This is a genomic window from Proteiniphilum sp. (assembly GCF_034927365.1).
Classification (GTDB): domain Bacteria; phylum Bacteroidota; class Bacteroidia; order Bacteroidales; family Dysgonomonadaceae; genus Proteiniphilum.
The window spans coordinates 73374-94810 of the sequence record NZ_JAYFQD010000033.1 but is presented as its reverse complement, the minus strand read 5'-3'; the positions used below and the strand labels follow the sequence as shown (position 1 = coordinate 94810).

22 protein-coding genes are annotated in these 21437 nt (G+C 43.3%); 13 read left to right on the top strand and 9 right to left on the bottom strand.

The features are described 5' to 3' along the window. Positions 1-18: 18 nt before the first annotated feature. The 4 genes from sucD to VB073_RS16610 form a co-directional block, all read right to left on the bottom strand. Entirely contained in the window at positions 19-885 is an 867-nt protein-coding gene (gene sucD / locus VB073_RS16625; RefSeq protein ID WP_323405310.1) for a succinate--CoA ligase subunit alpha, read from the bottom strand. Between the two features lie 157 nt (positions 886-1042). Further along, positions 1043-2173, bottom strand: coding sequence for an ADP-forming succinate--CoA ligase subunit beta (gene sucC, locus VB073_RS16620; RefSeq protein WP_323405309.1), 1131 nt, complete (start codon positions 2171-2173; stop codon positions 1043-1045). Positions 2174-2317: 144 nt separating this feature from the next. Next, positions 2318-2923 (bottom strand): helix-turn-helix transcriptional regulator, encoded by a 606-nt coding sequence (locus VB073_RS16615; protein WP_323405308.1) that lies wholly within the window; start codon positions 2921-2923, stop codon positions 2318-2320. Continuing rightward, positions 2916-3629 (bottom strand): hypothetical protein, encoded by a 714-nt coding sequence (locus VB073_RS16610; protein WP_323405307.1) that lies wholly within the window; start codon positions 3627-3629, stop codon positions 2916-2918. The genes VB073_RS16615 and VB073_RS16610 overlap by 8 nt, the downstream gene beginning before the upstream one ends. A gap of 215 nt (positions 3630-3844) precedes the next feature. On the opposite strand from VB073_RS16610, the gene VB073_RS16605 reads away from it, so the two are divergent. The 5 genes from VB073_RS16605 (at position 3845) to nadD (ending at position 8202) form a co-directional block, all read left to right on the top strand. Next, positions 3845-4393 carry a nitroreductase family protein gene (locus tag VB073_RS16605; protein WP_323405306.1) on the top strand — a complete coding sequence of 183 codons (549 nt, stop codon included), beginning with the start codon at positions 3845-3847 and terminating at the stop codon, positions 4391-4393. Then, positions 4390-5991 (top strand): beta-N-acetylhexosaminidase, encoded by a 1602-nt coding sequence (locus tag VB073_RS16600; protein ID WP_323405305.1) that lies wholly within the window; start codon positions 4390-4392, stop codon positions 5989-5991. Before VB073_RS16605 ends, VB073_RS16600 begins: the two co-directional genes overlap by 4 nt. 12 nt (positions 5992-6003) lie before the next feature. Continuing rightward, positions 6004-7146, top strand: coding sequence for a carboxynorspermidine decarboxylase (gene nspC / locus VB073_RS16595; RefSeq protein WP_323405324.1), 1143 nt, complete (start codon positions 6004-6006; stop codon positions 7144-7146). A 110-nt stretch (positions 7147-7256) separates the two neighbouring features. Beyond that, positions 7257-7505 carry a GlsB/YeaQ/YmgE family stress response membrane protein gene (locus tag VB073_RS16590; RefSeq protein WP_323405304.1) on the top strand — a complete coding sequence of 83 codons (249 nt, stop codon included), beginning with the start codon at positions 7257-7259 and terminating at the stop codon, positions 7503-7505. An 82-nt stretch (positions 7506-7587) separates the two neighbouring features. Next, complete coding sequence (nadD, locus tag VB073_RS16585) at positions 7588-8202, top strand: nicotinate (nicotinamide) nucleotide adenylyltransferase (protein WP_323405303.1); 615 nt, start codon at positions 7588-7590, stop codon at positions 8200-8202. Here nadD and VB073_RS16580 read toward each other — a convergent pair. The 4 genes from VB073_RS16580 to VB073_RS16565 are packed head-to-tail and all read right to left on the bottom strand — an operon-like array spanning position 8180 to position 13419. Further along, complete coding sequence (locus tag VB073_RS16580; protein ID WP_323405302.1) at positions 8180-10399, bottom strand: hypothetical protein; 2220 nt, start codon at positions 10397-10399, stop codon at positions 8180-8182. The genes nadD and VB073_RS16580 overlap by 23 nt on opposite strands. Continuing rightward, positions 10396-11307, bottom strand: a complete 912-nt coding sequence (locus tag VB073_RS16575; protein ID WP_323405301.1) for a hypothetical protein — start codon at positions 11305-11307, stop codon at positions 10396-10398. Before VB073_RS16575 ends, VB073_RS16580 begins: the two co-directional genes overlap by 4 nt. 25 nt (positions 11308-11332) lie before the next feature. Further along, positions 11333-12565 carry a phosphoserine phosphatase SerB gene (serB, locus tag VB073_RS16570; RefSeq protein WP_323405300.1) on the bottom strand — a complete coding sequence of 411 codons (1233 nt, stop codon included), beginning with the start codon at positions 12563-12565 and terminating at the stop codon, positions 11333-11335. 11 nt (positions 12566-12576) lie between these two features. Beyond that, entirely contained in the window at positions 12577-13419 is an 843-nt protein-coding gene (locus VB073_RS16565) for a DUF4922 domain-containing protein (protein ID WP_323405299.1), read from the bottom strand. Positions 13420-13597: 178 nt separating this feature from the next. Here VB073_RS16565 and VB073_RS16560 point away from each other — a divergent pair, with 178 nt between their 5' ends. After that, complete coding sequence (locus tag VB073_RS16560; protein WP_323405298.1) at positions 13598-14095, top strand: DUF4348 domain-containing protein; 498 nt, start codon at positions 13598-13600, stop codon at positions 14093-14095. On the opposite strand, the gene cdd is transcribed toward VB073_RS16560, so the two are convergent. Next, entirely contained in the window at positions 14087-14566 is a 480-nt protein-coding gene (gene cdd / locus VB073_RS16555) for a cytidine deaminase (protein ID WP_323405297.1), read from the bottom strand. The genes VB073_RS16560 and cdd overlap by 9 nt on opposite strands. A 1-nt stretch (position 14567) precedes the next feature. Between cdd and VB073_RS16550 the strand changes: the two genes are divergently transcribed. From VB073_RS16550 to VB073_RS16520, 7 genes are all read left to right on the top strand, one after another. Then, on the top strand, positions 14568-15518 hold the full coding sequence (locus VB073_RS16550) for a glucosaminidase domain-containing protein (RefSeq protein WP_323405296.1): 951 nt from the start codon (positions 14568-14570) through the stop codon (positions 15516-15518). 94 nt (positions 15519-15612) lie between these two features. Then, a complete protein-coding gene (locus tag VB073_RS16545; protein WP_323405295.1) occupies positions 15613-16206 on the top strand; it encodes a DUF4290 domain-containing protein in 594 nt (197 codons plus the stop codon). A gap of 6 nt (positions 16207-16212) precedes the next feature. Beyond that, positions 16213-16734: a ribosome maturation factor RimM gene (rimM, locus tag VB073_RS16540; protein WP_323405294.1), complete on the top strand. Its 522-nt coding sequence runs from the start codon at positions 16213-16215 to the stop codon at positions 16732-16734. Between the two features lie 7 nt (positions 16735-16741). After that, positions 16742-17905: a 1-deoxy-D-xylulose-5-phosphate reductoisomerase gene (locus VB073_RS16535; RefSeq protein WP_323405293.1), complete on the top strand. Its 1164-nt coding sequence runs from the start codon at positions 16742-16744 to the stop codon at positions 17903-17905. Positions 17906-17945: 40 nt separating this feature from the next. Then, entirely contained in the window at positions 17946-19268 is a 1323-nt protein-coding gene (gene rseP / locus VB073_RS16530) for an RIP metalloprotease RseP (protein WP_323405292.1), read from the top strand. 73 nt (positions 19269-19341) lie between these two features. Then, positions 19342-20292, top strand: a complete 951-nt coding sequence (locus VB073_RS16525; protein ID WP_323405291.1) for a methylenetetrahydrofolate reductase — start codon at positions 19342-19344, stop codon at positions 20290-20292. After that, positions 20293-21402 (top strand): DNA polymerase III subunit delta', encoded by a 1110-nt coding sequence (locus VB073_RS16520; RefSeq protein ID WP_323405290.1) that lies wholly within the window; start codon positions 20293-20295, stop codon positions 21400-21402. Positions 21403-21437 lie beyond the last annotated feature (35 nt).

Sequence of the window (21437 nt, the reverse complement as noted above, 5' to 3'; positions counted from 1 at the left end):
CGTATCGTTGAATCAAGATTATTTTCTGGTTTTTAAAAGTTCGGGAATATGACTTGGTTCTTGAGCGACTGGCACTCCTACAGCCTCGAAAGCCGCTATCTTTTCGGCAGCTGTACCGCTTCCGCTGGAGATAATAGCGCCTGCATGTCCCATCTGCTTGCCTGGAGGCGCCTGCTGTCCCGCAATAAACACGGCTACCGGTTTGGTGACATGTTCCTTGATATATGCCGCTGCCCGTTCTTCGGCATCTCCTCCGATTTCACCGATCAACACGATAGAATCAGTTTCAGGATCATTTTCGAACATTTCAAGTAACTCGATAAAATAGAGCCCTACCACAGGATCACCTCCTACACCCACAGCCGTAGATTGTCCAATTCCTTTTTGAGTAAGATTATAAACTACTTCATAGGTAAGTGTGCCACTGCGACTAATTACGCCGGTTCCTCCTTGCTTGAAGATCATGGAAGGCATGATGCCTATCAGACTTTTTCCCGGAGAGATCAGCCCGGGACAATTGGGACCAATAAGATTAGCTCCCTTACGTCGAATATAGTGGTATGCCTCCACAACGTCGAGTGTAGGTACCCCTTCAGTGATGGTGACAATCAGTTTTATTCCGGCATCGGCAGCTTCCATCATAGCATCTTTTGCGAAGGGAGCCGGAACGAAAATGACCGATGTGTCGGCACCGGTTTTTTCTACCGCATCTCTTACCGTATTGAATACAGGAATTCCGTCTACTAACTCTCCCGCCTTGCCGGGTGATGTTCCACCCACTATATGGGTGCCGTATGCCTTCATTTTTGATGTATGAAAACCTCCGTCACGGCCGGTTATTCCCTGTACAATCACTCGGGTATTACTATCTATCAGAATACTCATATTTTGTATGTTTATTTAATCGTTGTTCAATAGTTGCTCAATAGTTATTCAGTAGTTGTTCGATTGTTATTCAGTTGTTGTTGGTTGTATTTACGTGCGACGTGTGAATGAATAACAACTAAATTACATGCGAAGCATGAATAACAGCGAAGCCGAATTAGACCATTGAAACCGCTTTACTGGTTGCTTCCCCCATCGTGTCTGCTACATGAAGACCTGTTTCCAGTAACATGGCACGCCCCTCTTTCTCATTGGTTCCGGTAAGCCGGATCACGACTGGTATGTCGGTTTTTATCTGCTTGAAAGCTTCTAATAAACCTTTTGCTACGTCGTCGCAACGGGTAATGCCACCGAAGATATTGATAAGTACCACTTTGACGTTCTGATCGCTCAACAGCAGTTTCATTGCTTCAATCACTTTTGTAGGATTAGAGCTTCCACCTATATCAAGGAAATTGGCAGGGTTACCGCCATAGAGTTTAATCATATCCATAGTGGCCATTGCCAGACCAGCGCCGTTCACCATACATCCTATTTTGCCTCCCAGATTTACATAGCTGAATCCTTTGTTTTTAGCACTTTGTTCTTTCTTTTCTTCTTCGGAGGGTTCATTGAGCGCTGCTATTTTGTTATGGCGGAAGAGAGCATTGTCATCGAATGTCATTTTTGCATCGATGGCCATGATCTCTCCTTCTGTGGTGAGCACTAACGGATTGATCTCTGCCAAAGAGGCATCTGTATTCACGAAAAGCTTATAAAGTTTTTGGAAGATTGGAGTAGCCTGCCGTACCAGTTTGATGTCGTCGAGTAATTTAAATGCTGCTTCACGAGCCAGATAGTCGGGTATACCTATGGAGGGATCAATGACAAACTTATGAATTTTCTCGGGTGATATGCGGGCTACCTCCTCAATATCCATACCTCCCTCCTTGCTTAACATGAGGATGGCGGATTTTGATTTTCTGTCGATGACATAGCTCACATAATACTCTTTCTCAATGTTAATCGCCTGGCCTACCAGAATACGATCGACAGTAAACCCCTTGATCTCCATCCCGAGGATGGCGGCGGCATGTTTACGCAATTCTACCTCTCCGTTTGCCAGTTTTACTCCACCTGCTTTTCCCCTGCCTCCGGTATGTACCTGTGCTTTTACGATCACTTTTTGTGAATCCAACTGACTGTATGCCTTGACTGCATCCTCCACTGAACGGCATACTACACTTCTGTCGACAGGTATCCCATACGTTGCAAATAGCTCTTTTGCCTGATATTCATGAATTTTCATGGGGCCTTTTACTATAAAATTTTACAATGATTAAAAAATGCTGTAACACTAATAAAATATTTTGAATTAAGAAATCTAATAGTGTTAAAAGAGAACGCTCTATTGCGTTGAATTGTTTAACTAAGCCGTAATTTTTTTGTTAAACTAAATCTCTATATCCTCGATAGAGATGATTTTTTTGGAAATAGCATAGATGGTGAGACCCGATTGGCTCCGTATCCCGGTTTTCATGGCAATGTTCTTCCTGTGCCTTACTACGGTATGAATACTGATGTTGAGTGCATCGGCAATCTCCTTGTTCAGCATTCCGTTCACAAGGCCGGTCAGAACTTCGATCTCTCTTTTAGTGAGGTTTTCTTCTCCCTCTTTTTCACTTGGATGAGATTGACTCTGTTTGTCAAGCTTTAAAAGTAAATGCACGATGTGTTCCGTGGTATCGTAAAGGGTAAAAGTGATGTCTGTGAGTGTCGAAGGTTTATGCATCATTCCGAAGTCAATGCCGGCAACAGCCATAGCAGGATAACTCTTCCTGATTTTCTTGATTTCTTTTTCCCGGTTCACAAATTGTAACGGATTGGCAATTAGTATGTCGACGGAATTGGATTCGAGAAGTTCGATCAAGTCGTCCAGTGTCTCTAACCTGTAGATACGGCAATCCATATCTGATTGGTAGAGAATAGCCTGTATACCTTCGCAAATAATCTTCGAAGATTCCAGGATGGCTATATGGAGTTGTGCAGACTTATTCATTTTGTTCCTTTTCAATGTCTATCCCCGACGGAATCAGAATAGTCTCCTCTATCAGGGAGTGGATGTAAAGATCGAATTCGAGTTCGTAAAGAGACATAAACAATTTACGACGAAGATCCAAATCGTTATCGATTTTAATATATTTAAGCAGGAGATTCTTCAAGTCTTTCAACTTCAGTTCGATATCAGTATGATGATCACTGTATTCCCTTGATGAATAAACTTCCTGATTATGAACACTCTTCTCCCTGTCCAGAAGTGTGATGAAATAAGGGAAAGCCACTTCATCCTCATAATCCAGGTGTTCCCTTACCTCTGTAAAATACTCATTGAAGAATTTTTCTAATAACTTCAACTCCTTTTCGGGATGATTTTCTTGTAATTGACGGATATAAGTGCTGATCTGCGGGTACTTGTCGAAGCGATAGTAATTATGGCTACTCTTCAAAAAATCGATTACCCGCAACAGATCCTTTTTAGTGAAGGGCTGTTCTCCTCTAATTCCGGAACCGTTGTAAAGATTGGCTATGCTGATGAAGAGTTGCTCACTGATACCGTATTGGTTACAAAGTTGCAGCACGGTACGGTCACTTACCCGAAAGTCGATGTTAAAATGCTGTAACATCAATAACAGATAAGGATTGCCGTCAATCAGGTCGGCCATTTTCATATAGGGCTTTACTCTAATTCTGGAAGAATGATACATACCGTAAAATCAATTTTTTTACTAAAACAGGCGTTTTCACTTTTTTATTACTCTATTCCTGTTCATTACTTAAAGAAAACGCTCTGCAAAAGTAACAAAAAATATCCCAATTTAGAATGGTTCTATATTAATATCTGATAAGTCATCTTGATTTTTTGGAAAATGACGTTTTATCTCTGAATTTTTTGTATCATTGTGCTCTGAATTGTAAAAAAATGTTCGATTTTCAAAGTTTACTTGTCCGGCGCCGTAGCATCAGGAAATTCACTGAAGAATTGTTATCTCCTGATGAGATCCGGAAAATTATTGAAGCGGCTCTGCTGTCTCCCACTTCCAAAAACAGGCACTCATGGGAGTTTATTGCTGTGGAAGAGAAAGAGACCCTCTCCAAATTATCAGTTTGTAAACCGGGTAGTGCGGTATTTATTGCCGATGCCGTCCTTGCCATTGTTGTCCTGGGAAATCCTCTGGTAAGTGATGCCTGGGTGGAAGATGCTTCCATTGCCGCCATCAATATGCAGTTGCAGGCCGAAGAACTGGGTATCGGTAGTTGTTGGGTGCAGGTGAGAAACCGGAATTATTCAGACAGTATATCTGCCAGTGAATATATCAATGATGTGCTGGAGATCCCCATGCCGCTGGAAGTTCTCTGTATGATTGCCTTTGGTAAAAAAGAGAAGGAGAGAACACCTGCCGACACCGATAATCTCCATTGGGAAAAAGTACATATAGGAGCATACCGCCAAACTGACACATCATTATGAAAAACAATATAAAAACACTTATTTTACTTAGCCTTCTCTTTTTTTATTCCTGTATGGTATCCGAAGTTGAGGAGTATACTATTATTCCTCAGCCTGTGAAGATTGAATATTCTATGGGAATGGTCAGATTGAAAAAACAGCCTGACATCGCTTTTCCTGCCGACCTTTTCAGTGAGGCACAACTTTTGCAGTCCTATCTGAATGCTGAATTCTCTATGCAGGCTAATTTGAAGGAAGGAAAGAGAAACGCTGATATTGTGCTGGAATTGGATACGGCTCTATTGACCGGCCAAAAAGAAGGATATGTGCTGGATGCAGCTTCGCGGAATATTGTTATTAAGGGCAATTCACCCGCCGGTGTGTTAAACGGAATTCAAACCTTACGGCAAATAATCAAGGCTGACGGAGAACGCTTTGTAGTACAGAAGGCGGTGATAACCGATTATCCTTCCTTTTCATGGCGGGCTTTCATGCTTGACGAGGGGCGTTACTTCAAAGGAAAGGATGTCGTCTTTGAGTTGTTGGATAATATGTCCGAACTGAAAATGAATGTTTTTCATTGGGGCCTGACAAACGATCAGGGATGGCGCATCGAGATAAAGAAATACCCTGAACTGATAAAGGTGGGGGCCTACCGCGATTCGTCGGAGATAAACAATTTTCATAGTAACATATTCGACGGGAAGCCTCACGGGGGATTTTACACTCAGGACGAAATCAGGGAAATAGTTGATTATGCAACCAAACGTCATATCATGATTGTGCCGGAAATCAATATGCCAGGCCATTCAAGCGCGGCAATAGCCTCTTATCCCTGGTTAGGCACAAGCGGAAAGCAAATCAAAGTGCCGGCCAGATTTGGGGTAATGTATGATGTTTTAAATGTGGCTGATCCACGAGCCGTGCAGTTCCTAGAAGATGTGATTGATGAGGTGATTGCCTTGTTCCCTTCATCGGTCATCCATATCGGTGGTGATGAGGTAAGGTATAACCAATGGAATGAATCTCCATTCGTACAAGCTTACATGAAAGAGAACAACTTGAAGACTCCTGCCGAATTACAGGTCTTTTTTACCAATAGAATGTCCAATGTGTTGGCTTCCAAAAATCGTCGCATGATGGGATGGAATGAAATAACGGGTGCCAGGCTACACGAATACCAGGCAGAAGAGGATGCCCAAGGGGATGTACATTTGGCCAAGGGTACCATTGTCCACTTCTGGAAAGGTGATCCGGGTTTAATTAAAGAGACTATTGAAAAAGGATATGAAGTAGTGAATTCTTACCACAGTTATACTTATATAGACTATTCGTACGAGTCTATCCCTTTAAAGAAATCCTACGAATTCAATCCGGTACCGGAAGGGTTGACCGCGGAACAGAAGAAACTTGTGTTGGGGCTGGGTTGTCAGATGTGGGGTGAATTTATCCCGACAGTGGAGAGTATGAATATGAAGATTTACCCGCGTATTGCCGCATATGCCGAAACAGGCTGGACTGGTGCTGATAATAAAGATTATCAGCGCTTCCTGAATGCCCTGGAGTTCTTTTTGAAGAAGTGGAGTGATAAAGGGATCGTTTATGGTGAGGTTGAATAAAACGAGTAAATGATGATTGATTTTTCACAAATACCCTCTCCCTGTTTTGTGATGGAAGAGGAATTACTGCGGCGTAATCTCCGGTTGATCAGATCGGTGCAGGATCGTGGTGGAGTACAGATTATTCTGGCTTTTAAAGCATTTGCCATGTGGAAGGCGTTCCCGATTGTACGTGAATATATCGGGCATTCTACTGCCAGTTCAGTGGCGGAAGCACAGTTGGCATTCGAAGAGATGGGCAGTCTCGCCCATACATATGCTCCTGCATATACCGACACCGATTTTCCCCACTTTTTGAAATGCAGCAGCCATATCACCTTTAATTCGCTTTCGCAGTTCGAACGGTTCTACCCGCAGGTACAGGCGTCAGGGAAGAAAGTAGAATGTGGGGTAAGGATTAACCCGGAATTTTCGGTGGTCGATACCGATCTGTATAATCCCAGTGCTCCCGGTTCGCGGCTTGGTGTTACTGCCGATAGGATAGGGGAGCAGTTGCCCGAAGGAATAACGGGATTGCACCTTCATAACCTGTGTGAAAATAATTCTTACGATCTGGAAAAGACACTGGAGGTGGTGGAACAGAAATTCGGTTATCTTTTCGGACAGGTGAAATGGCTCAATCTTGGTGGTGGACATCTGATGACTCATAAGGATTACGATGTGGAACATCTGATACAGGTACTGACCGGCTTGAAAGAGCGTTATCCCCATCTGGAAATTATTATGGAGCCGGGTAGCGCTTTTGCCTGGGAAACCGGAGTATTGGTAGCCACGGTGGCTGATATAGTAGACAACAGGGGAATAAAGACTGCGATGCTTAATGTCTCTTTCGCATGTCATATGCCCGATTGTCTAGAGATGCCTTATAAACCCCGTATCCGTGGGGCAAGCCAGGAGCCGGTACCGGGTAAGCCGACCTATCGCATGGGAGGAAACAGTTGCCTGAGTGGTGATTTTATGGGAGACTGGTCGTTTAATGAACCGCTGCAGATAGGTGACAAGGTAGTTTTTGAAGATATGATTCATTATACAATTGTAAAGACCACGATGTTTAACGGTGTATCCCATCCCTCTATCGGGCTTTGGACTGCGAGGGGAGAATTCGAACTCTATCGCCGGTTCGGTTATGAAGACTACAAGCAGAGAATGAGTTAAGTTAACTAATATTCTTTGATATTTTTAAACAATTTCTAAACTGATAATGTTTAACAAATTAGGAGAGTTGATCTCTTGTCAAAGAGTATTAATATTAAAAACTAATGGTTATGGGTTTTATATGGTGGATCATAGTAGGTGCCGTGGCCGGTTGGCTGGCAGGTAATTTGATGAGAGGTGGTGGATTTGGTTTCCTTGTAAATCTTTTGGTAGGTATTATAGGTGGTGTTCTCGGAGGTTGGGTTTTTGGCCTGCTGGGTATCAGCACCGGAGATGGAGTTATAGGAAGTCTTATTACAGCCCTTGTCGGTGCAGTTTTGCTACTCTGGATTATTTCCCTGTTTAAAAGGAACAGGTGACGGGGCACCTGAGAAATAAATTAGAGAAATCGATGTGTATTTTCCGCACATCGGTTTTTCTGTTTAAAAGCGTGTGAAGTATATGTTACAACAATCGATTGGTATCTTTTCCGGATCATTTAATCCTATCCATATCGGTCATCTCATTTTGGCTAACTATATCTGCGAATTCACCGATTTGGAAGAGGTGTGGTTTGTGGTGAGCCCGCATAACCCGCTTAAAGATCCTGGAGATCTCCTGGATGACGACTTGCGTCTGGAAATAGTTAGATTGGCATTGGAGGAGTTCGATCGAATGAAGGTCTCGGATGTGGAATTTCATATGCCCCGTCCTTCCTATACTATAGATACCCTTACAAAACTGGCAAATGAACACCCCGATAAAGGTTTCACCCTCATTATTGGCGGTGACAACTGGAGACAAATACATCGATGGAAAGAGTGTGAGAAGCTGGTAAACAACTATCCACTTCTTGTTTACCCGCGATTGGGAGATGCGGTGGTGATTCCTGATCAGTTAAGCACTTCGGTGAGAGTGGTGGACGCTCCCATCGTGGAGGTCTCCTCCACATTTATTCGTGAAAGCATTCGGAACGGGAAGAATATGCGCGGCTTCCTCCCTCCTAAAGTATATGATTTTATAGTTCAAAACGGACTATATGGTCATGTTCCTGCTACTCCTCCTTATCGTACCTGATCTTGTCTAATATGATAGGCAGGATGGAGGTATCTACCCCTGCTTCTTGTAGCTCATCTTCATCTTCGGCGAGCATCGATTGGAATGTTTCAAAATTGCCTGTTTTGTCGAGAGAAAGTTTATACAGTTCTACTGATCGTTTTGTCTGTTCAAGGCACAGTGACACATGCCCGGCATTGAGATAGTCGTGGGCATTGGGTTTAGTTTCTAATATGCGGGCGTAATACCGTTCAGCCACATCGAGTTTACGTGAGAGGAAAGCGCACCATGCTATGGAGCGCCAAGCACGGGTATGGTTGCTATTGAGCATCTCCACTTTGAAGTAGTAGTTGAGCGCTTTGTCATACTCTTTCAACTCCAAATGGCAATGCCCGATATTTAGCTGTATATTCAAGTCGTCGGGACGGAATTGTTCCAGACGGTGGTAATACTCCAACGCTATGGCGGGCTTTTTCAATATCCTGTAGCAGTGTGCGATGCGGCCAAGCACCCAAGTGTTGTTCTCTTCTATCAGATCGGCATGCAGGTAGGCTTCCAGAGCCCCTTTCATATTTGCCATCATCTGCCGGCAATAACCTATTTTCTGCCAGACTTCACTCTTGGCATTCCTGGTTTCTGCCAATAGGGTATAGGCGCTGAGTGCTTCGGTGAAATTGTTTTTCTCGAAATAATAGAGCGCTATTTTTTCTAAGTGATTGGGTTGCATCACCGCTGGTTGAAACGCGGGTAACCGATGATAGTTGAGTGGCAACTCGAAAATATCGCGGAATTCGATGCGACGGGGAAACAATTTAAAGAAGCGGTAGAGATCCTGGATATATTGCTTGATCATTGTTTCTTCCTTTTGGAAAGGTTTCAACGCCTCTTCTTCCGTCTCCATATTCTTCAGTTCATCACTCTCCGCTCCCAATTGGGAAGCCATCATCCTCCGGTAGTTATCGGGCATCATCATGATGCTGAGGCAGAAGGAGTATTTATCGGAATTACAGATGAGCGATGATCCGGAAAGGACCTCCACAAGAGAATCTCTTTCCGACCGGTCGGCAAAGAGCGGCTGCACGCTACTGTGTTGCGGGGTGAAGGGCAGAAACCAGTTGCTCATCTGCTGAAAGAAAGGATAAGACTTGAGATTCGAAAAGGTAGAGTGGAACACGTCGGCACCTTCCAACTGTAACTCGGTAAACTCTTGTAATTTGTCAGTTAATCCTGTTTCATCCAGTATCTTTTGCCATTCGGGATTCTTTTCATCGAATCCGCTTTCGCCCATCCATTCGTCCAGTTTGATCTTTTTGCCGATCATCGGGCTCAGTTTCATCATTTCGGGAATGATCTCTTCAGTTAGCTTCTTTGTGATCTTCTCGGTCTCATGTGCTTGGATAAAACCAATGATTGCGGCGATAAAACGACGCCCAAAAGTTTTGTCATCAGATAACAATGTCAGCCGGTCGTTGCATCCGGAATATAACGCTAACCGGGAATGGTATATCTGGAAAATAGGAATAATACCTGTCACTGCGCGGATGGCCAGTTGCGCTTCCGGATGGTTGCATAAGTCGAGTAGAAGCTCAATCTTACGTGCATCGAAACGCTGCAGAATGTTTATCGTCAATGCTGAGATAAACAGTGCTTTGTCGTGCTGTGGTACAGCTTCTTCTTCCATAAAGCTACGGCAGGCGATAATAAAATCTTCATTTGCCCGTGGAGAAGCAAAAACTGTATAAAACAAATCTTGTTGCGTATTTTCACGGGTGATGGTACTCTGTCTGATTCTGGACTCTTTTTCAGAACTTTCCTCCAGCAGGTCGATGAAAGACAGGGTATCTGCCTGTCGGGTGATAATTGTTTTGTATTCTTCTATTGTTACGGGTGGGCGGACTTCCATCAATTTCATTTTATCGAAAAAGATGGAAGAGCTCTCTTGCAACAGTAGCTGTTCCGCAGCATCTTCTGCCACGGTATATATATCACGAATCAATTTATTATAAATACGTTGCTGTTCCGGGTCTTTTTTACCTTCAATCAGGTAATGAAGCATATATTGATAGTTGGTGGTTAACTCTGTGATTTTTTCCGTTACCGCCCAGTTCTGTTGCATGGCTGAAAGCTCCTTAATCGCCGTAAGGGCATCTTTCAGTTGCTTTTGCTCGATGTATGTGTAAATAAGGGCCAGTTTATTCTTTATATCGGATGAATTCATAATTGGATTGAATTTGTTGTCTCTTTGATGATCAGTGTCGAGGGGAGACTGTCAGTCCATGGAAGTGGAGTGCAGATCAATTTGTTCCATCCTTCCGTACCGATAATAACAAGATCCTGTTCCTGAATAAAGTCGCTCCCTATCTTCTTATTATTGTCCCATAAATAGATGCGTCCTTCGGTTTTTTTACTAATGAACTGGTAGAGTTTCTGTATCTTCACATCCGATTCAATAATACCGATCGCATCCCAAATCATCATCTTCATGTTCTCCTGCTGCCCGATCCGGTAAAGATAGGTGAAGAGATGGATGTCGGATTTTTGCAGAATAGGAATAAATAATCTCCTGAACAGAGTCGTACCACTATCAAAGAATAGACCTATTGACACTGTGTCCCGATTAAGTAATGCATTGATATTTTTCAATGCTTGTGCCTCCTTTTCCTCAAACTGATCGAGTATGAAAAGTTCTGAGTTTGCAGGCTCACTTTTGAGTTGTCCGTATTTCTTTAGTAATCGGGAACTGAACTCGTTGTTATTGATTCCTACTAATATCATATTCGATTTCTGTTCCTCCGAAATCTGTATGATATCTGCATAGTAATCTTCAGATGACCGAATAAAAAGACGCAGCGTGATCTTATCTTTCTCTTCGGTGGGTATGAAATCAGTGATGATCTTGTGTTGATATTCGTCCATATCTTCACTATGGAGCATCTCTTCCGATTTATCAATAAAGTACAGGAGCGTGATGGACGTTTTTTCCGATTTTGATCGGGTAATACGGATGGCCAGCCTGCTCAATAATTTACCTGTTTCCAACATAGAAAAACAGATTAATGCACTATTGTTTTTTTTCATTTCTGCCTCACCATCGAAACGGTTTAATAACATATCTGCAAAATCCATACCACCCTGTTTTTTGTGATTAAAATTAACCGTTAATAATCTCGCTGTCGAGCATAGAGTCTTTATAACCAAGGAAATAGAGGATGCCGTCAATACCCACTGTTGAGAGCGATTGTCCTGCATTCCGTTTTACCTTTGGTTTGGCATGAAAAGCAATACCTAAACCGGCTATTCCCAACATGGGAAGATCATTGGCTCCGTCACCTACTGCTACCGTTTGGCGCAGGTCGATCTTTTCTACCTGGGCTATGAGCCTTAATAGTTCCGCTTTCCTCTTACCGTCTACAATATCTCCCAAATAGTTGCCGGTCAGTTTACTATCTACAATCTCCAACTCGTTGGCATACATATAATCAAATCCGTACTTCTCTTTCAAATAATTGCCGAAATAGGTAAATCCTCCTGACAATATGGCGGTTTTAAATCCTACTTTTTGCAATACTTTCATCAATCGCCCTACACCTTCGGTGATGGGCAGGTTTTCGGCAATCTCTTTCATAACGGAAATATCCAGGCCTTTCAGCAGCTTTACCCTCTGCCTGAAACTTTCATTGAAATCAATTTCACCTTGCATGGCCTGTTCAGTGATGGCCCTCACTTCGCTGCCAACTCCCGCTCTTTCGGCCAATTCATCAATCACCTCCGTCTGGATGAGGGTGGAGTCCATATCAAAACAGATTAACCTGCGCATCCGCCTGAACATACTCTCTTCCTGAAAAGAGATATCGAAATTGAGTGATGAGGTGAGTTCCAAAAATGCTTGTTGCATCTGTTGGCGGTCGACGGGTGTACCCCTGACCGATAACTCTACACAGGATTGTGCTGCACGTTGTTTTTCGTCAAGCGGAATACGGCCGGTGAGGCGTACTATATTGTCGATATTGAGGTTTTGTTCTGCTATAATTCTCGACACCGCAGCGATTTGTTTAGCTGTAAGAATCCTCCCTAAAAGAGTAATGATATACCTATTCTTTCCCTGTAAACCAACCCAGTTGGTGTACTCTTCATCGGGGATAGGTGTGAAACGGACATTCACTTCCATCTCATATGCTTTAAACAGCAAATCTTTCATGATTTCACCGGAGATGTTGGTCTTCGACCTGAATAAGATACCCAGTGACAGATTCCTGTGGATATCCGATTGTCCGATATCAAGAATAAAAGCGCCGTGTCGTGCCAGTATCTCTGTGAGTGCTGCTGTCAGACCCGGTTTATCCTCTCCATGAATATTAAGCAAAATAAGTTCTGATTTTTCCATTCCTCTTTATTTTAAATAACAGGCATGGATACCTGTGAGTAAATATCTTCAATGTCATGTTTGCTGATTTTCTCAAAATCCTCCTCCCTTACACAGATCATCAATCCGGCCATGTCCAGTGCACCGGGACTGATAAGTAATTGTCTTTTACCCTTCTCGTAATAATGCGCGGGGCGGTGGACCTTACGCGGAAAGAGGTGGAGCTTATATCTGTTCTCTTCGGTGAAAGCGATCACATTCATCATCGGTTCCGCCTCCTCCGGTTGAAGATGATGAAAGTATTGATACACATCCTCAAAAAGCCCTTGTGCTTCGTTTTTGTTTTCACTTTCGATTACCAAACAGGATCGGAGTTCGTTATCGCCTTGTATTAACAGAGGCTGTTTGAGTCCCGCCTGCAGATGGAAATGATCGGGTGCGGAGGCACCGCATTTAGGGCCGTTGTAAAAAATCAGGTAATCGGGTAGTTGCTCGGCCAATGCGAGCATGTCTCCCGTTTTTTGCCGGATGCGCTGCGGTACATGTGAATGGAGAGGGATTGTGAGATGATTTTTGAGGATGGGAAACGGATTGCAGAGAATGATATATTTCTCCATGAAAGGAATTCCTCTTTGTTGAATAGGACGGTTGGATTCACAGAGGAAGCAGGGGCGCTTTTCAATCGCCTCGTTGCTGATAGTGGCTGCAGTAGAGACTATCCGCGCAGGATTATACTGTAATTTTACATGATAATCGCCTCCCCATGTAAACACTTTCTCACGCAGATTATCCAACTGTATAATGCCATCTCTTAATTGCTCCCAATCGTTCTGTTGTGCAGAAAACAAATGACCTATTTCCCTTTGAAGATTCATTCAGTACCGATTTTTTATAAAAGCAAAGATAAGTATATTTTCTTTTACTCTTTATGGATATGACAGGAAATAAAAATAGTGAGATTACTATTTGATTATCACCTTAATTTTTATACCTTTGTGTGATAAATAACAGATCGTTGGAATCAGAACTCGATCAATAAGTGTCTACTCGGTAATGAAAATTTCGAATCGTCTCTTTTTCTGCTTGTTTGCCCTTTTCCTTTTCTCCTGTACACAGGGTGGGGAGAAGAAAGGACATTTGTCGGATGAAGGAAAGGTGGATACGGAAACAAGAGGGGTGAACAGCGTACAGGAAAATATCTCCGGAGAGGAGAATTTCGACCAGTTTATTCGTAAATTCAGCACCCATGAAACATTTCAGATGGAGAGAATTAAATTCCCGATCAATGTAATTATTCCCGATAATGAACATGAAGGGATGGCTCCTATGGAGGAGACGGTAGGGAGGTACGAATGGGAACTGCTCGACCTTAGCTATGACAGCACTTATTTGACACGCCCCTATGATCAGTATTATCAGGGTGTGCGTTACCGGAAAGATACAGCAGTAGTGGAAATCCGTGGAATTAACAACGGTATTTATGCGGATTACTACTTTGCTCTGATCGATGAGAAATGGTATCTGGTGACACTCTACGAAGCGTCATTTTAACATCTCGTCTCCGAAACTAAGTGGTAACAGGTCTTTCGCACTTTCCAGAAGATAGACGGCTTCGTTGCCGTACATCAGTATCTTCATGGGTGCATTGAACCGGCTCTCTGCCTCTAATAGCACCTGACGACAGCCACCGCAGGGTGTGATCACATCGTCGGTGAATTTTCCGTTATGCCAGGCCGCCACTGCGATAGCTTCAATTTTCTGATCGGGATAGTTGGCATTGGCAAAGAAAACGGCGGTCCTTTCGGCACATAATCCCGACGGATAAGCAGCATTCTCCTGGTTGTTACCGGAAATAATTTCACCGTTCTCCAGCAGGACTGCTGCTCCTACTCTAAACCCCGAATAGGGAGCATAGGCTTTTTTTGTAGCCTCTTTTGCCGCCTCAATAAGTTTTTTTTCTATTTCGGAGCATTCCGCTAACGGATAAACAGCTATCTTTGTGGTTAAATTGATTTCTCTCATAATGCAAAATTTGTTTCGCAAATATAGATATATTTTATTGCTCTTTGTCGTTTTCTCCTTTTTATTTGGCACGATTCAGCAACTGTCGGCACAGCCCAGAGTGAGCACCTACGAGAATTATGTTCGTAAATATAGTGATCTGGCTGTAGAACATATGGAGAAATACAAAATACCTGCATCCATTACATTGGCACAGGGCATTCTGGAATCGGGAGCGGGGATGAGTGATCTGGCACGCCGCTCCAATAACCATTTTGGAATTAAATGTAATCGTGGGTGGAACGGATCAACTGTTTATGCTGCCGACGATACACCCAACGATTGCTTTCGGAAATATAACAGTGTAGAGGATTCCTATCAGGATCATTCGGAGTTTTTATCTTATAGTAGTCGCTATAAAACTTTATTTGATCTCTCTATCACCGATTATAAGGGATGGGCCAGGGGATTGCAAAAATCGGGTTACGCCACCGATAAGGCTTATGCCAACAAGTTGATCAAACTGATCGAGGATTATGAGTTGTATCGCTTCGATGATGTAAAATATCGGAAAGGAATAAGCCGTCAGGAGCGGAATGAGCAACGCAAAAGAGAAGTGGCACAGGTAACCTGGACACACCAACCCTATATCACTCATGGCCTGGTATACGTGATTGCGGTCGATGGTGATACATTCGCCAATATAGCACAGGAATTCGGGTTCAAGGAAAAGGACTTGTTGAAATTCAACGAAGTCCCTGAAGACTTCCCTCTTAGCGAGGGTGATATCGTTTATTTCCAGAGGAAAAAGCCACGTGCCGATATGCAGTATGAATTTCATACCGTACAGGTGGGGGAATCCATGTACAGCATTTCGCAGAAATATGGTATTCAACTGCGTAATTTATATCGAATTAACAAAAAAAGCTACGAATACATACCTGAAGAGGGGAATATTTTGAAGTTGAGATGATTCAGGAGTGGAAAGGTAAGTGGACAGGTGAATTCGTATGATAATAATTGAATGTTTTCTATAAACTAAATTTACAATAGAACAAAAACTGAAAATGCAATACAACACACAATTGAAAAAACTGGTGTTGCCCGAATATGGACGCAATATCCAGAATATGGTAGATCACTGCGTGGGTATTAAAAATCCCGATGAGCGCAAAAGGTGTGCCTATACCATTATCGATATTATGGGGAGTATGTTTCCCCACCTTCGCGATGTCAATAACTTCAAACATCTCCTTTGGGATCATTTGGCCATTATGTCGGACTTTAAACTCGATATCGAGTATCCTTACGAGATAATCACCCCCGAGGAATTGAATACTCCTCCCGGTCATCTCGATTATAGCCGGCCCACAATGCAGTATCGTCATTATGGCAAGATCATGGAAAGAATGATCAAGATCGCTTCCAATATGGAGGACGGAGAAAAGAAAGATTACCTGGTAAAGTTGTTACTAAGCCAGATGAAACGCTCCTACTCTCAATGGAATAAGGATGTAGAGGATCAGAAGATATTTCATGACCTCTATGCTCTGTCTGAAGGGAAGATAAAAATCGAAGTGGAAGAGTATGTGATCCCCGAGATGAAAGTAAATGGCACCCGGGAAAAGATGAAGAATATAAAGTATCAACGTAGAAAATAACGGAGAGTGATTTCCAGAAAAGATATCCTACAGGTTGGAAGTACACAGAAACCTTACGGAATAAAGGGTGAGATTATTATCCGATTCCGCAAGGCAGAGTATGCAGATGTGGAAACAGAATACTATTTCCTGGAAATAGAGGGTATTCCCGTCCCTTTCTTTATAGAGGAATTTACTTATTCAACTGATGTCACTGCCCGGGTAAAGTTTGAGGATGTCGACGATGAGATAGCAGCGGCCCGATATGTCAACATGGATATGTATCTACCACGCGAACTGGTGAAATCTCCAACCAAACAGGATATGGCCGATTGGGATTATTTCACAGGCTTCACTGTAGTTGACCAGCATGGAGAAAAATTGGGTGTCATAGAAGATGTGGATGATTCCACCATGAATGTGCTCTTTGTGGTGAGAAAAGAGGAAAAAGAGTGTCTTATCCCTGCTACAGAGGATTTTATTGCAGCTATCGATGAAGAGAACAATCTGATTGAGATGTATCTTCCCCAGGGATTGATTGAAGAATGAGACAAGCATGAAACGAAATATAGCAATTTTAGGTTCTACCGGTTCAATCGGAACGCAGGCCCTTGATGTTATATCCCGTCATCACGACCAGTTTGAGGTGTATGCTTTAGTGGCCAATAACCGGGTCGATTTGCTTATTACACAGGCACGCACCTATCTCCCTGAAGTGGTGGTGATTGCTAATGAATCGAAATATGAGCAACTGAAACAGGCATTGAGCGATCTGCCTATCAAAGTATGGTGCGGAAGCAAAGGGGTTGAACAGGTGGTGCAGGACGAACAGATCAATATTGTTCTTACGGCGATGGTCGGTTTTTCGGGTCTACAGCCTACTATAAACGCCATCAAAGCAGGTAAAACCATCGCATTGGCCAATAAGGAGACTTTAGTCGTGGCCGGTGAGTTGATCACCTCTTTGGCCCTGAAACACAGGGCTCCTATCCTGCCGGTCGATTCGGAGCATTCGGCCATCTTCCAATGCCTTAACGGCGAAGGTGATAATAAGATCGAGAAAATATTGCTTACCGCTTCGGGTGGCCCTTTCCGGACTTTCTCGAAGGAGCAGTTGCGTCATGTGACAAGGAAAGAGGCCCTTGCACATCCTAACTGGAATATGGGGGAGAAGGTTACTATCGACTCCTCCACCCTTATCAATAAGGGTTTAGAAATGATCGAAGCCAAGTGGTTGTTTGGAGTGGAGCCATCTCAGATAGAAGTGCTCGTACATCCCCAGTCGATTATCCATTCCATGGTGCAGTTCGAAGACCGTTCTGTGATAGCTCAGTTGGGAGAACCGGATATGCGTATGCCTATCCAGTATGCCTTTTCATATCCGGTCAGATTGGAATCAGATGTGAAACCATTGAACTTTCTTGAACTGTCGCAACTGACATTTGAGCCTCCCGATACGGATAGATTTCCTGGCCTTTTGTTCGCTTATGAAGCGATTGCGAAGGGCGGTAATATGCCCTGTATCTTTAATGCTGCCAATGAAGTGGCAGTGGAACTCTTTTTAAAGGAGAAGATAGGCTATATACAAATGAGCCGTTTAATAGAAAAAACTATGAGCAAAGCGTCGTTCGTGCAATCACCGTCGTTAAGCGACTATCTGCAGAGCGATGCCGAAGCAAGAGAAATAACCAGAGAACAAATAATTGAATTTACAAATTGATAAAATGGCATACCGCTAAGGTGTGTGTAGTGATAACTGAATGGAGACATTTTTAATTAAGGCGTTACAACTCATTTTGAGTTTGTCGATACTGGTGATCGTACACGAGTTCGGACATTATATTTTTGCGAGGATGTTCAAGATCAAGGTGGAGAAGTTTTATCTTTTCTGGGATCCTTGGTTTGCACTCTTTCGTTATAAACCCAAAAACAGCGATACAGAATTTGGTATCGGTTGGTTGCCATTAGGAGGATATGTGAAAATTGCAGGAATGATAGATGAATCGATGGATAAGGAGCAGATGGCACAACCCGTGCAACCATGGGAGTTCCGTTCCAAACCAGCCGGACAGCGACTGATGGTAATGGTGGCAGGTGTACTGTTCAACCTGTTGCTTGCATTCTTTATCTATTCGATGGTACTCTTTACCTGGAACGATACCTATCTTCCTCTGAAGAATGTGACACAGGGGATGGAATTCAGTCAGGCTGCTCATAAGGCAGGATTTCAGGATGGTGATGTTTTGCTAAAAGCCGATAATAAAGAGCTGCAACGCTTCGGTGTCCGTACATTGCTCGATGTAGCCGGAGCTGAAAAGGTGACGGTATTGCGTAACGGAAAAGAGGTTGTACTGACCATGCAGGAAGGGTTAATGGAAAACCTGCTGAAAGATAAAGAGGGTTTTGCTGCTTTCAGGGTTCCTGCCGTGGTGCATGAGACAATAGAAGGGAGGGCTGCTGCTCGGGCGGGACTGACTCCTGGCGATAGTATCGTGGGTGTGAACGGCGTGGCTACGCCGACTTTCAGTGAAATGCGTGCTGTTCTCGACAATAATCGTAACCAGCAAGTTACGTTGGATTATTACCGTAACGGATCGCTACAGGTAATATCCATAGATGTAGATTCGGCCGGAACTTTGGGCTTTTATGCAAAGGGAATGTATCAGGTCTATCAGACCGTCACACTTAAATATGGCTTCTTCGAATCTTTCCCGGCTGGCATAAGATTGGGTATTAATAAATTGAAAGAATATGTGGCACAGTTTAAATATGTGTTTACGAAAGCTGGTGCCTCTTCTTTAGGTGGATTTGGTGCAATCGGGAATCTCTTTCCGGCACAATGGAACTGGCAAGGATTTTGGGAGATGACTGCATTCCTGTCGGTGATCCTTGCCTTTATGAATATCCTGCCTATTCCAGCCCTTGATGGAGGTCACGTGATGTTCCTCCTCTATGAGGTGATTACCCGGCGGAAGCCCAGCGAGAAATTCCTGGAATATGCCCAGGTTGCAGGGATGGTGCTACTTTTAGGTCTGGTATTGTATGCCAATGGTATGGATGTGGTAAGGGCTATTTTTAAATAGTCGCAAACAATCATCAAATGAGTAAATCCTCATAACTTGTCCCGACTTGTCGGAATCAACAAATCAATTGAAGATGAAAGTTTCAGAATTAATTAACAATACAGGGAAGACTGCTTTTTCGTTCGAACTGCTGCCCCCATTGAAGGGAAACAGCATTCAGCAGGTGTATAATACTATTGACCGGCTGAAGGAGTTCGACCCTAAATATATCAATATCACGACGCATCATAGCGAGAGCATCTACAAGGAAGACGAAAATGGTACTTACCGTAAGGTGAATGTGCGTAGACGCCCCGGCTCGGTAGCTATCGCCGCTGCCATACAGAACAAGTATGGGATAAGGGCGGTTCCCCATATCATTTCACAGGGCTTCTCGAAAGAAGAGACCGAATACGCATTGATTGATCTCTCTTTCCTGGGGGTTACCGATCTGCTGCTGCTAAGAGGTGATAGCAAGAAGTTAGATGTCGAACAGCGAAAGATGGATAGCCACTCGTATGCTACTGGCCTGCAGGAGCAGGTGAATAACTTTAATAAGGGTATCACTTTTGACGGCTCTCCCTTTACCGCTCCCGAGGAACCCTTTTCCTACGGTATGGCCTGTTATCCGGAGAAACATGAGGAGTCGCCCAATATGGACTCGGAGATCTATTATACTAAGATGAAAGTAGATAATGGTGCTGAATATCTTGTAACTCAGATGTTTTTCGATAACAATAAATATTTTGAGTTTGTAAAAAGATGTCGGGATGCAGGAATTGCAGTTCCTATTATTCCGGGTATCAAACCGATCCACTTGAAAGACCAACTTACTGCGCTGCCCCGTATTTTTCGAACCGATATTCCCGAAGAACTGGCTTCTGCACTTCGTAAATGCAGAGATGATGATGAGGCGAAAGAGGTGGGTGCCGAATGGTGTACCGCACAGTGTAAAGAGTTGATCCGTAATCAAGTTCCAAGTATTCATTTCTATTCATTGATGGCTACCGAAAGTGTGTGTAGGGTAGCAAGGGAGATATACTAAATGTATTTTCGCGATGTCATAGGACTCCACGATGTAAAGGAACACCTGATTAACTCGGTGCGGCAGGGGTTTATTCCGCATGCCCGTATCTTTTACGGCCCGGAAGGGGTGGGGAAGTTACCCTTGGCAATCGCTTATGCCAGATACCTCAATTGCAGTAACCCTGGTGCCGAGGATGCCTGTGGAGAATGCCCCTCATGCCATAAATTCGATAAACTGGCACATCCCGACCTGCACTTTGTGTTTCCCGTGGTGAAATCGAAGGTGAGCGACCAGTACCTGCCTGAATGGCGTGAATTCTTGTCGAATCATCACTATTTTAATCTCAATGACTGGCTCAACTTTATTGATGCCCAGAATGCACAGGGAATCATCTATTCGAAAGAGAGCGATGAGATCATCCGGAAACTTAATCTTAAAGTGTATGAAGCGGCTTACAAGATTATGATCGTATGGCTACCTGAAAAGATGCATGAGGCATGTGCCAACAAATTGTTGAAATTGGTGGAAGAGCCGCCTGAATATACCGTTTTCCTTCTGATTTCGGAAGATCGGGAAAACGTATTGCAAACCATCTGGTCACGATGCCAGCCTTTACACATCCGGGCTATTGAAAAGGAAGAGATGATAATTGCGCTACAGCAGAAATTCGGATTGGAGGTCGAAAAGGCCCGCTCGACGGCGCATATAGCCAATGGGAGTTTTACTAAAGCTATCGAGATCATACAGGCATTGGAACATACGGAGTACTTCTTCGAGTTATTCAGACAGATGATGCGGAATGCCTTTTCAGGAAAGATTAAAGCCATCAAAGAGATTGCCAGTGAGATCGCAGGGATCGGACGGGAGATGCAAAAAAGTTTTCTGTTCTATTCGTTGAGGTTGTTCAGGGAATATTTTGTGAGTAATCTCCATCAACCGGAAATGATTTATCTGAGTGGTGAAGAATGGGAGTTTGGAGAGCGTTTCGCTCCTTTTATCAATGAAAAAAATATAGAAGCGTTGAGTGATGAGTTTTCACTCGCTTATCGTCAGATAGAACAAAATGGTAATGCCAAAATTATTTTCCTTGATCTTTGTCTGAAAGTGACGGTGCTTTTAAGAAAATAATTTTGTAACTTGCATTCAAATTTCAGATTTAAAAC

Excerpts from the sequence above, each read along its gene's own strand:
- VB073_RS16590 (WP_323405304.1), top strand. The coding sequence starts at position 7,257 with ATGGGTTTTATATGGTGGATCATAGTAGGTGCCGTGGCCGGTTGGCTG.
- nspC (WP_323405324.1), top strand. The coding sequence starts at position 6,004 with ATGATTGATTTTTCACAAATACCCTCTCCCTGTTTTGTGATGGAAGAG.
- VB073_RS16545 (WP_323405295.1), top strand. The coding sequence starts at position 15,613 with ATGCAATACAACACACAATTGAAAAAACTGGTGTTGCCCGAATATGGA.
- VB073_RS16520 (WP_323405290.1), top strand. The coding sequence starts at position 20,293 with ATGTATTTTCGCGATGTCATAGGACTCCACGATGTAAAGGAACACCTG.
- VB073_RS16600 (WP_323405305.1), top strand. The coding sequence starts at position 4,390 with ATGAAAAACAATATAAAAACACTTATTTTACTTAGCCTTCTCTTTTTT.
- sucD (WP_323405310.1), bottom strand. The coding sequence starts at position 885 with ATGAGTATTCTGATAGATAGTAATACCCGAGTGATTGTACAGGGAATA.
- nadD (WP_323405303.1), top strand. The coding sequence starts at position 7,588 with ATGTTACAACAATCGATTGGTATCTTTTCCGGATCATTTAATCCTATC.
- VB073_RS16605 (WP_323405306.1), top strand. The coding sequence starts at position 3,845 with ATGTTCGATTTTCAAAGTTTACTTGTCCGGCGCCGTAGCATCAGGAAA.
- VB073_RS16560 (WP_323405298.1), top strand. The coding sequence starts at position 13,598 with ATGAAAATTTCGAATCGTCTCTTTTTCTGCTTGTTTGCCCTTTTCCTT.
- VB073_RS16535 (WP_323405293.1), top strand. The coding sequence starts at position 16,742 with ATGAAACGAAATATAGCAATTTTAGGTTCTACCGGTTCAATCGGAACG.
- VB073_RS16525 (WP_323405291.1), top strand. The coding sequence starts at position 19,342 with ATGAAAGTTTCAGAATTAATTAACAATACAGGGAAGACTGCTTTTTCG.
- VB073_RS16550 (WP_323405296.1), top strand. The coding sequence starts at position 14,568 with ATGCAAAATTTGTTTCGCAAATATAGATATATTTTATTGCTCTTTGTC.
- serB (WP_323405300.1), bottom strand. The coding sequence starts at position 12,565 with ATGGAAAAATCAGAACTTATTTTGCTTAATATTCATGGAGAGGATAAA.
- VB073_RS16615 (WP_323405308.1), bottom strand. The coding sequence starts at position 2,923 with ATGAATAAGTCTGCACAACTCCATATAGCCATCCTGGAATCTTCGAAG.
- VB073_RS16580 (WP_323405302.1), bottom strand. The coding sequence starts at position 10,399 with ATGAATTCATCCGATATAAAGAATAAACTGGCCCTTATTTACACATAC.
- VB073_RS16610 (WP_323405307.1), bottom strand. The coding sequence starts at position 3,629 with ATGTATCATTCTTCCAGAATTAGAGTAAAGCCCTATATGAAAATGGCC.
- rseP (WP_323405292.1), top strand. The coding sequence starts at position 17,946 with ATGGAGACATTTTTAATTAAGGCGTTACAACTCATTTTGAGTTTGTCG.
- sucC (WP_323405309.1), bottom strand. The coding sequence starts at position 2,173 with ATGAAAATTCATGAATATCAGGCAAAAGAGCTATTTGCAACGTATGGG.
- VB073_RS16565 (WP_323405299.1), bottom strand. The coding sequence starts at position 13,419 with ATGAATCTTCAAAGGGAAATAGGTCATTTGTTTTCTGCACAACAGAAC.
- cdd (WP_323405297.1), bottom strand. The coding sequence starts at position 14,566 with ATGAGAGAAATCAATTTAACCACAAAGATAGCTGTTTATCCGTTAGCG.
- VB073_RS16575 (WP_323405301.1), bottom strand. The coding sequence starts at position 11,307 with ATGGATTTTGCAGATATGTTATTAAACCGTTTCGATGGTGAGGCAGAA.